13 protein-coding genes are annotated in these 14099 nt (G+C 59.9%); 3 read left to right on the forward strand and 10 right to left on the reverse strand.

The genetic code is table 11. From position 1 onward, the window contains the following. The first annotated feature begins 20 nt into the window (after positions 1 to 20). The 3 genes from glpA to glpC are packed head-to-tail and all read left to right on the forward strand — an operon-like array spanning position 21 to position 4085. Entirely contained in the window at positions 21 to 1649 is a 1629-nt protein-coding gene (gene glpA / locus ACB496_RS14730; RefSeq protein ID WP_371972934.1) for an anaerobic glycerol-3-phosphate dehydrogenase subunit A, read from the forward strand. Continuing rightward, on the forward strand, positions 1639 to 2898 hold the full coding sequence (gene glpB, locus ACB496_RS14735; protein ID WP_371972935.1) for a glycerol-3-phosphate dehydrogenase subunit GlpB: 1260 nt from the start codon (positions 1639 to 1641) through the stop codon (positions 2896 to 2898). The genes glpA and glpB overlap by 11 nt, the downstream gene beginning before the upstream one ends. After that, the gene (gene glpC / locus ACB496_RS14740; RefSeq protein ID WP_129036043.1) at positions 2895 to 4085 is read left to right on the forward strand and encodes an anaerobic glycerol-3-phosphate dehydrogenase subunit GlpC; all 1191 of its coding nucleotides are present in this window, start codon (positions 2895 to 2897) and stop codon (positions 4083 to 4085) included. Before glpB ends, glpC begins: the two co-directional genes overlap by 4 nt. A 29-nt stretch (positions 4086 to 4114) precedes the next feature. Here the strand turns inward: glpC and ACB496_RS14745 are convergent, their stop codons facing one another. The 10 genes from ACB496_RS14745 to ACB496_RS14790 form a co-directional block, all read right to left on the reverse strand. Beyond that, positions 4115 to 5314, reverse strand: a complete 1200-nt coding sequence (locus ACB496_RS14745; protein ID WP_100779468.1) for a nicotinamide mononucleotide deamidase-related protein YfaY — start codon at positions 5312 to 5314, stop codon at positions 4115 to 4117. 93 nt (positions 5315 to 5407) lie between these two features. Further along, positions 5408 to 5950, reverse strand: coding sequence for a YfaZ family outer membrane protein (locus tag ACB496_RS14750; protein WP_100779467.1), 543 nt, complete (start codon positions 5948 to 5950; stop codon positions 5408 to 5410). A 159-nt stretch (positions 5951 to 6109) separates the two neighbouring features. Then, positions 6110 to 7471: an o-succinylbenzoate--CoA ligase gene (gene menE / locus ACB496_RS14755; RefSeq protein WP_371972936.1), complete on the reverse strand. Its 1362-nt coding sequence runs from the start codon at positions 7469 to 7471 to the stop codon at positions 6110 to 6112. After that, complete coding sequence (menC, locus tag ACB496_RS14760; RefSeq protein WP_371972937.1) at positions 7468 to 8433, reverse strand: o-succinylbenzoate synthase; 966 nt, start codon at positions 8431 to 8433, stop codon at positions 7468 to 7470. The genes menE and menC overlap by 4 nt, the downstream gene beginning before the upstream one ends. After that, entirely contained in the window at positions 8433 to 9290 is an 858-nt protein-coding gene (gene menB / locus ACB496_RS14765; RefSeq protein ID WP_100779464.1) for a 1,4-dihydroxy-2-naphthoyl-CoA synthase, read from the reverse strand. Before menB ends, menC begins: the two co-directional genes overlap by 1 nt. Further along, complete coding sequence (gene menH, locus ACB496_RS14770; protein WP_371972938.1) at positions 9287 to 10063, reverse strand: 2-succinyl-6-hydroxy-2,4-cyclohexadiene-1-carboxylate synthase; 777 nt, start codon at positions 10061 to 10063, stop codon at positions 9287 to 9289. Before menH ends, menB begins: the two co-directional genes overlap by 4 nt. Continuing rightward, on the reverse strand, positions 10060 to 11730 hold the full coding sequence (gene menD / locus ACB496_RS14775; protein ID WP_371972939.1) for a 2-succinyl-5-enolpyruvyl-6-hydroxy-3-cyclohexene-1-carboxylic-acid synthase: 1671 nt from the start codon (positions 11728 to 11730) through the stop codon (positions 10060 to 10062). Before menD ends, menH begins: the two co-directional genes overlap by 4 nt. 88 nt (positions 11731 to 11818) lie before the next feature. Continuing rightward, the gene (gene menF, locus ACB496_RS14780) at positions 11819 to 13114 is read right to left on the reverse strand and encodes an isochorismate synthase MenF (protein ID WP_371972940.1); all 1296 of its coding nucleotides are present in this window, start codon (positions 13112 to 13114) and stop codon (positions 11819 to 11821) included. 96 nt (positions 13115 to 13210) lie between these two features. Beyond that, positions 13211 to 13516 carry a stress response protein ElaB gene (elaB, locus tag ACB496_RS14785; protein WP_100780844.1) on the reverse strand — a complete coding sequence of 102 codons (306 nt, stop codon included), beginning with the start codon at positions 13514 to 13516 and terminating at the stop codon, positions 13211 to 13213. Between the two features lie 52 nt (positions 13517 to 13568). After that, positions 13569 to 14030, reverse strand: a complete 462-nt coding sequence (locus ACB496_RS14790) for a GNAT family N-acetyltransferase (RefSeq protein WP_100779460.1) — start codon at positions 14028 to 14030, stop codon at positions 13569 to 13571. Positions 14031 to 14099 lie beyond the last annotated feature (69 nt).

Here is a 14099-nt window from a genome sequence, read left to right on the forward strand (position 1 = left end):
AACGAACATGAGGGAAGACAATGGCAATCCGCGATCCCCGTTATAGCGATGTGATTATCATTGGCGGCGGCGCAACGGGCGCCGGGATGGCGCGGGACTGCGCCCTGCGAGGCTTAAGCGTTACGCTGCTCGAACGTCACGATATCGCCACCGGCGCCACCGGGCGCAATCACGGCTTATTGCACAGCGGCGCGCGCTACGCCGTGACCGACAACGAATCAGCGCGCGAGTGCATCGCCGAAAACCAGATCCTCAAACGCATCGCCCGCCACTGCATTGAACCCACAGACGGCCTGTTTATCACGCTGCCAGAGGACGATCTGGCGTTTCAGAAAACCTTTATTACCGCCTGCACTAACGCGGGTATCAATGCCGAAGCGATAGATCCTCTGCTTGCCCGGCGCATCGAACCGGCGGTAAACCCGGCCCTGCTGGGCGCAGTGAAAGTGCCCGACGGCACCGTGGACCCCTTCCGCCTGACGGCGGCCAATATGCTCGATGCCCGCGAACACGGCGCGACCATTCTGACCGCGCATGAAGTTACAGGGCTTATCCGTGAAGGCGACAGCGTACGGGGCGTGCGTATCTATGATCGCCTGTACGGGGAACACAGTGAGCTGTATGCAGGTGTGGTGGTCAACGCTGCCGGGATCTGGGGTCAGCACATTGCGGAGTATGCTGAGTTGTCCGTTCGCATGTTCCCGGCGAAAGGCTCGCTGCTGATCCTCGATCACCGTATCAACAATCACGTCATCAACCGCTGCCGCAAACCGTCCGACGCCGACATCCTGGTGCCGGGCGATACCATCTCCCTGATTGGTACCACCTCCACGCACATTGATTACAACGATATCGACTGTAATCGGGTAACCGCCGAAGAGGTGGATATCCTGCTGCGCGAAGGGGAAAAACTGGCGCCGATCATGGCGCAAACCCGCATTCTGCGCGCCTATGCCGGGGTACGCCCGCTGGTCGCCAGCGACGACGATCCGAGCGGGCGCAACGTCAGCCGTGGCATTGTGTTGCTCGATCACGCCGCGCGCGACGGGCTGGAAGGTTTCATTACCATCACCGGCGGCAAACTGATGACCTACCGGCTGATGGCGCAGTGGGCCACCGACGCCGTGTGCCGCAAACTCGGGAATACGCAGCCCTGCACCACTGCTGAGCGCCCGCTGCCAGGCTCGCAGGAGCCAACCGAAAAAACGCTGCAAAAAATCATCTCCCTGCCCGCGCCGCTGCGGGGATCGGCCATCTACCGTCACGGCGACCGCACGCCCGCCTGGCTGGGACAGGGCCGCCTCAGCCGCAGCCTGGTGTGCGAATGCGAAGCCGTCACTGCGGGCGAAGTGCAGTATGCGGTGGAAAATCTGGCGGTTAACAACCTGCTCGATTTACGTCGCCGCACCCGCGTCGGGATGGGCACCTGTCAGGGCGAGCTGTGCGCCTGCCGCGCGGCGGGCCTGTTACAGCGTTTCAATGTCACCACCTCCGCGCAATCACTGACGCAGCTCAGCGAGTTCCTCAATGAACGCTGGAAAGGGGTGCAGCCTGTCGCCTGGGGCGACGCGCTGCGCGAAAGCGAATTTACCCGCTGGGTCTACCAAGGGCTGTGCGGACTGGAAAAGGAGCAGCACGATGAAATTTGATACGGTGATTATTGGTGGCGGTCTCGCCGGGCTGCTGTGCGGCCTGAAGCTGACGCAAAGCGGCCAGCGCTGCGCCATTATCAGTCGCGGTCAAAGCGCGCTGCATTTTTCGTCCGGCTCCCTGGACCTGCTCGGCGCGATGGCCGACGGTTCGCCCGTCCAGAATCCGCTCACGGCGGTGCAAAACCCGGCGGCGTTGCCGCCTGAACACCCTTACCGCCGGGTGGGGGTTGAAAATATGGCCCGCTTCGCGCGAGAAACCGAAAGCCTGCTCGCCGCCAGCGGCGCGCGCTTAAAGGGCAATGCCGGGCAAAATCACGCCCGCATCACGCCGCTCGGTACCCAGCGCAGCGCCTGGCTCAGTCCGGAAGAGGTGCCGGTCGCCCCCAGCCAGAACCAGCGCGTCTGCGTCATTGGCATCAGCGGATTTCTCGATTTTCAGGCCCATCTTGCCGCTGCGTCGCTGCGTCACCAGGGGATTCACGCGGACACGGCGGAGATCGAGTTGCCGGAGCTGGATGTCCTGCGGGATAACGCCAGCGAGTTTCGCGCCGTGAATATTGCCCGGCTGCTGGACAACGACGTTCACTGGCCGATGATTTTTGACGCCTTACATCCTCTGGCGCAGGGCGTCGATGCCCTGTACATGCCGGCCTGTTTTGGCCTGACGGATAATCGTCTGTGGCGCTGGCTCAGCGATCGCCTCCCCTGCCCGCTCTGGCTGCTGCCGACGCTGCCGCCATCTGTGCCAGGAATTCGTCTGCACAATCAGCTTCAGCGGCAGTTTATCGCTCAGGGCGGCGTCTGGATGGCGGGAGATGAAGTCAAAAAAGTGTCGCTTGAAGCGGGCAACGCCCATGCCGTCTGGACACGAAACCATGAGGATATTCCGCTGCGTGCCCGTTTTGTGGTACTGGCGAGCGGCAGTTTCTTCAGCAACGGATTAATCAGCACCCGCGAAGGGATCCGCGAGGCGGTGATGGGGCTGGACGTGCGTCAGAGCGCCTCCCGCGCCGACTGGTATCAGAGCGATTTCTTCACACCCCAGCCGTGGCAGCAGTTCGGCGTCATCACCGATGAGCACCTGCGCCCGCAGCTTTCCGGCGTGGCGATCGACAATCTTTACGCCATTGGCTCGGTGCTGGGCGGTTTTGACCCGATAGCCCAGGGCTGCGGCGGCGGTGTCTGCGCCATCACGGCGCTGGCCGTTGCCGAACAGATTTGCCAGCGAGCGGGAGAACAACCATGAACGATACCCGTTTTGAAAGCTGCATCAAATGCACCGTCTGCACCACCGTTTGCCCGGTGAGCAGCGTGAATCCACGCTACCCGGGGCCGAAACAGGCCGGGCCGGACGGCGAGCGTCTGCGCCTGAAAGATGGCGCACTGTACGACGACGCGCTGAAATACTGCATCAACTGCAAACGCTGTGAAGTCGCCTGCCCCTCTGATGTCAAAATCGGGGACATTATCCAGCGCGCGCGGGCGCAGTACAGCACGCAAAAACCGACCCTTCGTGATGCCATTTTAAGCCATACGGATCTGATGGGCAGCGTCTCCACGCCGTTCGCCCCGCTGGTGAATGCGGCGACCTCGCTGAAACCGGTGCGAAAGCTCCTCGACGTGGCGCTCAAAATCGATCATCACCGCACTCTGCCCAAATACTCCCACGGGACTTTCCGCCGCTGGTATAAAAGCGTTGCCGAGAGACAGGCGCAGTACACCGACCAGGCCGCGTTCTTCCACGGCTGTTACGTGAACTATAACCACCCGCAGCTGGGCAAAGATCTGGTCAGCGTGTTGAATGCAATGGGCACAGGCGTACAGTTGCTGAATAAAGAGAAGTGCTGCGGCGTGCCGCTAATTGCCAACGGCTTTACCGACCGGGCGCGTAAACAGGCCCGGCACAACGTGACCTCACTGCGCGAAGCGATTGTCGACAAAGGGATCCCGGTCCTCGCCACGTCATCCACCTGCACCTTTACGCTGCGGGATGAGTATCCGCATCTGCTGGACGTCGATAACAGCGGGTTGCGCGAGCACATCGAGCTGGCCACCCGTTTTATCTGGCGCAAACTGGATAGCGGGCAGAGGCTGCCGTTAAAGAAATTACCGCTGAAAGTGGTGTATCACACACCCTGTCATATGGAAAAAATGGGCTGGGCGATTTATACGCTGGAGCTACTCAGGCTGATTCCGGGGCTGGAACTGACAGTGCTGGATTCGCGCTGCTGCGGGATTGCAGGGACCTACGGCTTTAAAAGCGAAAACTACCCGACGTCGCAGGCCATTGGTGCGCCGCTGTTCCGCCAGATCGAAGAGAGCGGCGCGGACCTGGTGGTGACCGACTGCGAAACCTGCAAATGGCAGATCGAAATGTCCACGAGCCTGCGCTGTGAACATCCAATCTCCCTGCTGGCGAAAGCGCTCAGCTAAGCAGACCGGGGCGTTTTGCCCCGGTTTTTTCACTCGATAAACAGTGTTTCCACCACCTCAATCCAGCCATGATCGCTGGCGACCTCTTTGCCATTCAGCCAGCGGCGCAGCATATTCAACGCCATCATCGCACACACCTCCTGGCGTACCTGCAGGCTGTAGCGCGTGGCACTCATTTTCACGCGCAGTGCGTGAGTGCCCTGCGGTGTGGCGAGGGCAAAGTTGAGATGCTCATCTTCAAGGCCAGTCACCGCCAGCGCCAGTCCGGCGAAATGGTTGACCCGACGATCGGCCGTCCAGTGGGCGGTTTGCGCGAGCGTCTCTTCCTGCGAAGGCACCACTTCACTCGCCAGCAGCGAGGCGTTAGCCCGCGAGAGTTGCAGCGCCAGCAAACCGCCGGTGAACTGCTCGCTCAGGGTCAGGCTCAATTGACGCTCCTGAAGATGACGGGCGATTTGCGCCGGTAATCCTTCCGTGCCTTCAAAGATCAGATTTTCACCCGCTACGCGCTGCACCTCAGGCCATGCCGCCAGCATCGCCGCTTTTTGCGTCGCCGGGCCGGTCAGTTTCAGCTCGATAATGGGCATTGAGGAGCGGTAGCCCATCGATACCCCTTCCGGCAGCTCAAGGGGATCGAGACTTTGCGCCAGATCGCTTTCCGAACGGCCAAAGGTGGTGAGGCGCAGGCAAATCGGCGGCTCTGGCAGTGTGAACCGCTCGCGCAGGCGCGGCATAATTTCCTGCTCGACCATCACTTTAAATTCAGAGGGAACGCCGGGGGTAAAGAACATCAGGCAGCGGTTCAGCTTGACCGCAAAACCGCAGGCCGTGCCGACTGGATTATTAATAAACTCGGCGCTGGCGGGGATTTCCGCCTGCTTGCGGTTGCTGGGCGCCATCACCCGGCCACGCTCGCTGAAGAAGCGCTCCATCTGCACCAGCCACTCTTTATGCAGCACCAGCCCTTCGCCTTTGGCCGTCGCCGCTGCCAGGGCGCTGAGGTCGTCGCTGGTTGGCCCGAGGCCACCGTTGACGATCAGGACATCCGCATGTTCGCTGCGCTCACGTAGCACGTTGACCAGCGACTCGAGGCTATCGCCGACGGTATTACGGCGCGTTAACGGTAAACCCTGCTCAAAGAAAAAATTGGCCAGCCAGGCCGCATTGGTATCGGTAATTTGTCCATGCAGCACTTCGTCGCCAGTGGACAACATTTCCACGCTTATCATCGTGTTCTCCCACTTATTTAGTGGAAACACTATAGCGCAATCAGATGTGGGGGGAAGAGAGAAACAGGTGCGGCAGGACGCCGCACCCTAAAATCAGAATCCTGCGCTCACGCCCACGTACGGGCCATCGGCCAGCGCGTTGTCGCGGTTGCCGTCTTTACCGGCGAGGTTCAGGTAGCGATAACCGGCTTCGATGGTGATCGGACGCATGATGGTCCAGCGCGCACCGGCGTTGGCTTCTTCATAGCTGTCGATACCGCTGGAGAGGGAATCCGGAGAGTAGTAGTACTCACCAAACAGACCGAAGCTGTCGCCGATTTTCCACTGCAAACCGCCGCCCACTGCTGCTGCGTAGCCTTCGTCGCCGTCGTTCGGGTTAGTGTAGATACCTTTCCCGCCAACGGTCGCCAGGAATGGACCCAGCGGGATGTTAAGACCCAGACCGAGGCTCGCGGCATCGCCGTCGTCATCGTTATGAGTCCAGCCGCCGGTCATCGCCAGGCCAGACGTCTCTGTGCCCATGCCAAAACCGAGGTGGGTGTAATCCTTACCCGCCTGGCCGCTAAAAGAGATTGCATTTGCCGCCGCAGATACAAACATCAGGCCGCTCAGGCCCAGTAATGCCACTTTTTTCATTGTCGTGATCCCGCACTCATTTAAAATAGATATCCCAAAACCGCGCGATTTTAACCCGAGAAATCCAGGGATCAATGCGCTATCGGTGCGTATGACGTTTAGATTGTAACGATTTGAAACTTTCTGGCGTTAGCCCGCCGCCGCCGCTGCCTGAAAACGCTAACCTTTCAGAAAAGCGTTCACCCACTGCTGCAGCGCCCGACGGGAGATTTTGATCCCGCCGCTTTTTAGCTCAGCGGGCAAAACCAGCCAGTGCCGCGGCTGCTGGAAACGCGCCAGCTTATCGCCCACCCACTCCGGGAAGGTCGTGATATCCGCGTTTTCTGCGCATTCGACCACCGCCACCGGTCGCTGACCAAATTCGGCGTCGTCCAGCGGCACGATGAAAACCTGATGAATCAGCGGATGCCCGCTAATGACGCGCTCCAGCTCTTCCGGCTGAATGCCTTCTCCGCCGCTGAAAAAGAGATTATCCATGCGCCCGACAAGAGTCAGACGGCCGTCATGTAACTCTCCGCGATCGCGGGTAGCGAACCAGCCTTGCGCATTGGCAAGCGGCGTTAATCCGCCGTCGCGCCAGTAGCCGCTGGCCATACTTTTTGCCCGGAGCCAGACCTCACCTTCAACAATCTTGACCTCGCGCCCCGGTAGCGCATTCCCGACATCCGGTTGCCCGTCGGCTTCTTTGGCACAAACTGTCGAGGCGAATTCCGTCAGCCCGTATCCGCACCAGGTTTTGATCCCCTGCTCTTGCGCCCGAAGGGTTAACTCAACGGGGATCGCCGCGCCGCCCAGCAGGACGGCCCTAAGAGCGACAGGATCAGGGTGATTCAGCAAACGCCAGAGCTGCGTCGGCACCAGCGAGGCATGCGTGCAGCCCTCCAGCATCCGCTCAAGGGGCTGTTTTTCACGCACGGTTAATCGCGCGCCGGCCAGCAGCCAACGCCACAAAATCCCCTGTCCGGAGACATGAAAAAGAGGCAGGGAAAGCAGCCAGTCTTCATCGTCGCCATAAGGCATCAGAGAGAGCACCCCCTGCGCGCTGGCAAGATGCGCGTCGCAGGTATGTACCGCCGCTTTTGGCAGACCGGTGGACCCGGAGGTGAGCGTCATGGACGCCAGCCGCGCGGGTTGCCAGGGGGCGGCGTAGTGACCTGCTGATTCGCGCATCAACACCGGTGGCAATCCGTCGAACTCGCCGTCCAGCACCAGCGCAAAACGTAACGTCATCTGGGGAATTAATACATTCAGCAGCGGACGTGGAAGCTGCGGGTTGACGGGTAAAATCCGCGCGCCGCATTGCAGTAATGCCAGCCAGGCCAGCAGAGTGCTGGGATGGTTTTGCGCCATCAGCATTACCCCGTCGCCATCCTGCACGCCCTGCTGACGGAAGCCGCTTGCCAGCGCATCAACGCGCTGGCACAGCTGATGCCAGGTCAGCGTGTCACTGTTCAGGCGCAGCGCGGGTTTGTCGGCTTTTTGCTGACACCAGTGCCGCCACGGCCAGTCGGTAAAGCTCATAGCAGTGGCTCCAGCGCCTCAACGTCCACCAGCGGGAGCGTATTCTCCGGCCAGCGACGCACCAGCTGGGCCTGCATCAGATTGAGCGTATCCAGCCCCGGAATGGTCTGCGGGGTGAGCCACGCGGCAATCCGCGCCAGTTGCGTCAGGCCAAGGCTCGACTCAATGGAGGAACTTATCACCGCCGTCAGGCCGAGAGCGTGGGCCGCAGCCACCTGCTTGCGCACCGTGTCCAGGCTGCCCGTCAGCGTCGGCTTGATCACCACCGCACTTACGCCCGGCTCGGCGAGAAACTGGAAATCCGCTTCACGCAGGCTTTCATCCCAGGCAATGGCAATTCCCGTCTCCTTAGCAAAGGCGCGCGAGTCGTCGCGGGTTTTGCACGGCTCTTCCATAAATGCGATGCGATCGCGATATGCCGGATTGACGTACTTCGCGAACTGCTGCGCCTTGAGCGGCGTCCACGCGCGGTTTGCATCCAGACGCAGACGCAAATCCGGAATCGCTTCGAGCAGCAGGTTGACCACCATGCCATCGCGTACGGCTTCGTACAGGCCCACTTTGACCTTGGCGACTTTCTCGCCGGGCATAGCGCTAAGGGCGGCAAACAGCTCGTCCGGATCGCCCGAGCAGAGCGGCGCGGCGCGGTAATCCGCCGCGTCCGGCAGCGTGCCGTCCAGCTCGGCCAGCGCGCAGCTAATACCGAAGGCGGCAGAAGGCACCTCCGGCAGTGCCGGAGAAGCCCCTTCGCGCCAGGCATTCACCCAGCTCAGCAGCGCGGCCTGGGCGTCCTCAAGGGACTCAAGGCTAAAGCCCGGCAGCGGCGAGATTTCGCCCCAGCCCTGCTTTTCGCCCTGCTGCAGATGGACGAAAAGACCGTCACGGGTTTTTAACCGCCGTTCACGCAGCACCACGCCCGCGTCCATGGGTATCTGCCAGCGGTAAACCTGCGCGCGACGCATTACGGATTCCGTTTGTATTTGCTGAAGTCCGGCTGGCGTTTTTCGTTAAACGCGTTGCGGCCTTCCTGCCCTTCTTCGGTCATGTAGAACAACATAGTGGCGTTACCCGCCAGCTCCTGCAGACCGGCCTGACCGTCACAGTCGGCGTTCAGCGCCGCTTTCAGGCAGCGCAGCGCCATTGGGCTGTTTTGCAGCATTTCGCGACACCAGCGAACGGTCTCTTTTTCCAGATCGGCAATGGGCACCACCGTGTTGACAAGTCCCATATCCAGCGCCTCTTTGGCGTCGTACTGACGGCACAGGAACCAGATTTCACGCGCTTTTTTCTGACCGACAATGCGCGCCATATAGGACGCACCCCAGCCGCCGTCGAAGGAGCCGACTTTCGGACCGGTCTGGCCGAAAATGGCGTTCTCTGCGGCAATCGTCAGATCACACATCATGTGCAACACGTGGCCGCCACCGATGGAGTAGCCAGCAACCATCGCCACGACAGGTTTTGGACAGGTGCGGATCTGGCGCTGGAAGTCGAGCACATTCAGGTGATGTACGCCGGAGTCATCCTGATATCCGCCGTAGTCGCCGCGTACTTTCTGATCGCCGCCCGCGCAGAAAGCTTTGTCGCCTTCGCCGGTCAGAACGATGACGCCGACGTTATCGTCGTAACGTGCATCGGCCAGCGCCTGCATCATCTCTTTCACGGTCAGGGGACGAAACGCGTTACGCACCTGAGGGCGGTTGATGGTGATTTTGGCAATGCCGTCCGTCGATTTGTGGTAACGAATATCCGTATAGCCTTCGGAGCAGTCTTGCCATTCAACGGGGGCATACAGCATTTGTTCATCAGGGTAGATCATGGGATGTCCTTTATTCGAAAACGCAGTATCTGCGCCAGACTCGCGGCAACCGCAGCGGAATTGTCCCGGTGGGCGTTGTGTCCGGCATTGGGAATCACATGGCGTTCGGCGTTAAGTTCAGCCGCGAGGGCTGCAAACTTCTCGTCGCGCTCGCCATACACATAGTGAAAAGGCGTTGTGCGGGCGTTCAGCGCCGCGCGTAAATCAGGTTGGTTCGCCAGGGATGTGGCCTGCAGCATGGAGGCAAGCGTCGCGCCGTTATTTTGGCTGCGCAGGGTGATGAGTTCGTCACGCTGCGCGTCAGTCAGCGAGGCAAAAACTGGCTGTTGATACCAGGCACGAAAAACTGACAGCAGTGGTTCATCGCGAAAACGTTGCGCCCAGCGGCGGTCAGATTCGGCTCGCGCCTCTCGCGCTTTCGCGTCGCACAGGCCCGGATGACCGCCCTCGACAATCAGCCCCGCCAGCCCTTTCGGCTGCTGACAGGCATGAACCATCGCAACGCGGCCGCCGAGGGAGTACCCCACCAGCCAGTAGTTAAGTATGTTGTAACTAAGTAGAGTATTGGTCAGCAGCTGGCTCACGTCGCTGAACCCAGAGACGGCAATATCCTGTGAACCGCCGTGCCCTGGGAGATCCAGATACAGCTGCGGATTGTCGGGCACCATCGCGCCCACCGTCTGCCATTCGCGACAGTCGCCGGAAAAACCGTGCAGGAAGACCAGCCAGGGCAACCCTGGCTTACCGGCACGCCTTTGACCGGCCAGAATCATAGATGGCTCACCTGGGCGAGCAGGCTTTGCAGCGTCTGCGCGCCGTCGGAATCGTTGACCACCAGCTCAATCAGCGTGGTGCCCGGCTGCCGCCAGGCGCGACTGAGCGCGTCGTCGAGATCGGCCCAGCTCTCCGGACGATGGTATTTGAGGCTAAACATCGCCGCGGCGTGTTCAAACTGTACGTTTTGCGGCATCAGATAGAAACGCTCGCGCTCGCTTTGCGGCGTCGGCAGCAGGGAGAAAATCTGCCCGCCGTTATTGTTCACCACAATCAGCACAAACGGCGCAGAGACCTGGCGCAGCAGTGCCAGCGCGTTCAGGTCATACAGCGCCGATAAATCCCCGACAATCGCCAGGGTCGATTTCGCGCTGGCGCGCTGCACGCCCGCCGCCGTAGAGATCAAACCGTCAATCCCGCTGGCGCCACGGTTGCTGTAGACCGGATACCCGGCCGGCAGTTTTGACAGGGCATCAATCAGACGCACCACCAGGCTGTTGCCGACAAACAGCTGGCCCTGCTCCGGCAGATAGTGGCGGATGCGGTGCGCCAGCTCAGCCTCGCCAAAGCCTTCGCACTGGCGGGAGGTTAACTCCCAGGCCTGACGCGACAAGGCCGGGATATCCGTCGCCCATGGCTGACGTTTTTCCGCCGGATGCGCATCCAGCCATTCGTCGATGGTGCTGACCAGACGACGCCCGCGATGGTGCGCTGGATCCAGCCGTCCTTCCAGCGGGTCCACCAGCCAGTACTCTTCCGGATCGCAGGTGGCCTGCCACTGTAACAGGCGTTTACCCGTGAGGCTTGAGCCGAGCTGAACCACGATTTGTGCCTGCGACAGTTCCGTTACCGCTTTGGCATTTCCCAGCCAGAGATCGGCGCACGGCAGCGGCTGCCCGGTTTGCGAAAGCACATCGCCAATTAGCGGCCAGCCCAGGGTTTGCGCCCATTCGGCCACCATCTTGCCTTCGGCGGCGCTCATGCGCCCGGCGAGAACGACGCCGCGCTTTTGTCGCCAGAAAAACCAGTCGCGCTGTCTGGCGCTTTCAAGATGAGTTTGTACGCGCAGCCAGGGTTTATCGCTGCGCCACCAGTTGCCGAGGGCTTGCTGCCACTCAAGGCCGGTGTCGTCCATTTCGCCGTACAGCGGTTCGGCGAACGGGCAGTTGATATGCAATGCGCCACTGCGCAGGGAGCCGAGCGCGTTATCAAGCGTCGAGACCACCCAGTTGGCGGGAATGTCCTGAGTCGGGCGCGGTAACGCGATCGACTGGGATGGATGAGAAGCAAAGATACCCGGCTGGCGGATCGCCTGGTTGGCGCCGCAGTCGATCAGTTCGGGCGGACGATCGGCGGTGAGAAGAATGAGTTTTTCGCCCGTCAGCCCGGCTTCAATCAGGGCCGGATAGAGATTCGCCACCGCCGTACCGGACGTCACAATCACCGCCACGGGTGCCTGGCTGACTTTTGCCAGCCCGAGCGCCAGATGACCAAGACCGCGTTCATCAAAATGGGTGTGATGAATAAACGCCCGGTTTTCTGCCGCCGCCAGCGTCAGCGGCGTAGAACGTGAGCCCGGCGCAATACACACATGCCTGACGCCATGGCGCGTCAGGGCTTCAAGAATGACCGTCGCCCAGCGGCGGTTAAAAGAACTTACTGACATGAAATTGTCCGGTATCAATATTAAGACACAGTATAAATAATAGAGAGTGATTGAATTTTGATATGAATCGGGAATGTGCGACTCAGTATTAATCCATAAGGAGCAGTGTTCTCAGCCCTGCGGCTTTGTTTTCTATCTCCTGCCACTCGTCCTCTGGCACGGACCCACTGACAATCCCTGCCCCGGCGTACAGTCTGACTGCTGAATCACTGACGCGCGCGCTGCGAAGCGCCACGCAAAACTCACTTTGTGCCAAAGAGAGGTATCCGGCCGATCCGGCGTACCACTCCCGGTCGAACGGTTCATGTGTCTGAATAAAATCGCGTGCTGACAGGCGCGGCAAACCGGCGACAGCGGCCGTCGGCTGCAATAGCTGGAGGCACTGCTCGTCATCGGGGTGTTTTAAATCGGTCCATATACAGCGGCGCAAATGCTGCACCTTGCGCAGACGAACGATTTGCGCCGGAAGCACTTCCAGCGCCTGGGTATGGTGCTGTAGCCGCTGACAGATGTCTTCCACCACCAGCATGTTTTCACGCTGGTTTTTGTCGTCGGCCAGCAGCCATTCGCCCAGATGCTGTGCCTGGCGATCGTCAGGATGACTAGCCACGGTGCCCGCCAGCGCTTCGGTGCGAAGGTGGTTGCCGCGTCGACGCCACAAGCGCTCCGGCGAGGAGCCCATAAACGCGCTGTGGGCGTCGAATACCATGCAGAAATGGTAGCAGTTGAAGTTCAGGCGACGGCTGGCTGCCATCAGAGCGATGGCGTTGATGCCCCGATCAAAGTGCAAATCCGTCGCCCGCGCCAGCACCACTTTTTCGAATGCACCGCTGGCAATGGTCTCGGTGGCCTGCGAAATCAGCCGCAGCCACTCCGGTTTTTCAGGTAGATGCGTTTCGCGCACCTTGTGCGGAGCAAGCGGGGTGATTGTTCTGGCGGGTGAGAGCTGCTGTAAAAAGGCTCTCGCCTGCTGCGCATCATCCGCAAGCGAATGGTCGCTCGACAGGTTCAGTCGCAGTGTCGCCACGCCCCCCAGACGCAGCCAGAGCAGGCGCGGCAGAAACAGGTGGCTCTTTTCAGGAGCAAACGCATTCAGGCCGCAAATACGGGTATCGTCGGAAAGTTCGTGAGTCTGGAGAAACTGACGGGCGAGCGTGAGTGACGAGAAATGGTGCACCGCGCCGAGGGCGGCCAGCTCTTCCTCACCACTACGCTGTTGCCAGTAAAACTGAGGATAGGCCACCTGAGCACCCAGCCAGGCCAGGGGATCGAAGGCATCGTTTAACGGGAAAGAGACGTCGACATGACGCGTGCCGGGTGTCGGCGGAAACGCTTGAGCCAGAAAATGACCAAGACGTTCAATCGCAATTGAAATCGAATGCACGCTGACCTCTCCCTGTTAAAACCTCACATTATACGGGGTACTTACCGTAAAAAGCAGTACCCACGTTTAGGGAGGGGTCACCGTTTTTGCATAAACTTAGCGGCGGGAGAGCAGAAGCCCCAGCACCAGGCCGGCAGCCGCCCCTACGCCAATGCCCTGCCACGGTTTTTCGTGCACGTAATCATCGGCACGATAGACCGCTTTTTTGGCGCGGTAATAGTAGTTGTCGGAGGCATTGCTGACGCGGTGTTTGACCTCTTCCAGCGCCTGTTCAGCACGCGCTTTCAGCTCAATATACTTTTGGTCTGCCGGGTCGCCTGAAGAGCGCAGCACCTCTTCCAGTGTTTCACTAAGCAGCGCCAGGTCGTCGTCGATACGAGAATCCCAGGATTGAAATGACATATTTTTCTCCATGTGAGTGCTTCAGTCCCTAACTATAGACAACGACAGGCTATTACGCCTGTTTCGCTTCCCTCGCCATGCCGATATGTGGAATACCATCTTCGTCGTACACCTCTGTCACCGGGGCGAACCCAAAGTGGGCATAGAATGGCTGCAGATGCGCCTGCGCGCCGAGATATAACGCCTTGTCTGGCCACTGTTTTTTGCAGGATTCGAGCGTCTGCTCCATCAGCTTATAGCCGAGTTTTTCACCTCGCGCGTTACTGCTGATGATCACCCGACCAATCACCACCGGGTCGAAATCGTCTTCACTTTTCAGAATCCTCGCATACGCCACCAGCGCGTCATCTTTCCAGCCGAGGATATGGCGGTTCTCACCGACCAGGTCATCGCCGTCGATATCCTGATAGGGGCAGGTCTGCTCGACGACAAACACTTCGCAACGTAATTTGAGTAACGCGTAAAGGGCGGAAACGGTCAGTTCACTGTGATGTAAATCTTGCCACTGGATCATGTCAGGCTCCTTCTTAAGTATCATCCCGTTATACTAAACACTTCTCGTGAGTCATAGAGTCTGATGATG

Source organism: Lelliottia nimipressuralis, assembly GCF_041464075.1.
GTDB lineage: Bacteria > Pseudomonadota > Gammaproteobacteria > Enterobacterales > Enterobacteriaceae > Enterobacter > Enterobacter nimipressuralis.

Coding starts and splice junctions, on each gene's coding strand:
- menB (WP_100779464.1), bottom strand. CDS start 9,290: ATGATCTACCCTGATGAACAAATGCTGTATGCCCCCGTTGAATGGCAA.
- menD (WP_371972939.1), bottom strand. CDS start 11,730: ATGTCAGTAAGTTCTTTTAACCGCCGCTGGGCGACGGTCATTCTTGAA.
- glpB (WP_371972935.1), top strand. CDS start 1,639: ATGAAATTTGATACGGTGATTATTGGTGGCGGTCTCGCCGGGCTGCTG.
- ACB496_RS14790 (WP_100779460.1), bottom strand. CDS start 14,030: ATGATCCAGTGGCAAGATTTACATCACAGTGAACTGACCGTTTCCGCC.
- elaB (WP_100780844.1), bottom strand. CDS start 13,516: ATGTCATTTCAATCCTGGGATTCTCGTATCGACGACGACCTGGCGCTG.
- menC (WP_371972937.1), bottom strand. CDS start 8,433: ATGCGTCGCGCGCAGGTTTACCGCTGGCAGATACCCATGGACGCGGGC.
- menE (WP_371972936.1), bottom strand. CDS start 7,471: ATGAGCTTTACCGACTGGCCGTGGCGGCACTGGTGTCAGCAAAAAGCC.
- glpC (WP_129036043.1), top strand. CDS start 2,895: ATGAACGATACCCGTTTTGAAAGCTGCATCAAATGCACCGTCTGCACC.
- ACB496_RS14750 (WP_100779467.1), bottom strand. CDS start 5,950: ATGAAAAAAGTGGCATTACTGGGCCTGAGCGGCCTGATGTTTGTATCT.
- ACB496_RS14745 (WP_100779468.1), bottom strand. CDS start 5,314: ATGATAAGCGTGGAAATGTTGTCCACTGGCGACGAAGTGCTGCATGGA.
- glpA (WP_371972934.1), top strand. CDS start 21: ATGGCAATCCGCGATCCCCGTTATAGCGATGTGATTATCATTGGCGGC.
- menH (WP_371972938.1), bottom strand. CDS start 10,063: ATGATTCTGGCCGGTCAAAGGCGTGCCGGTAAGCCAGGGTTGCCCTGG.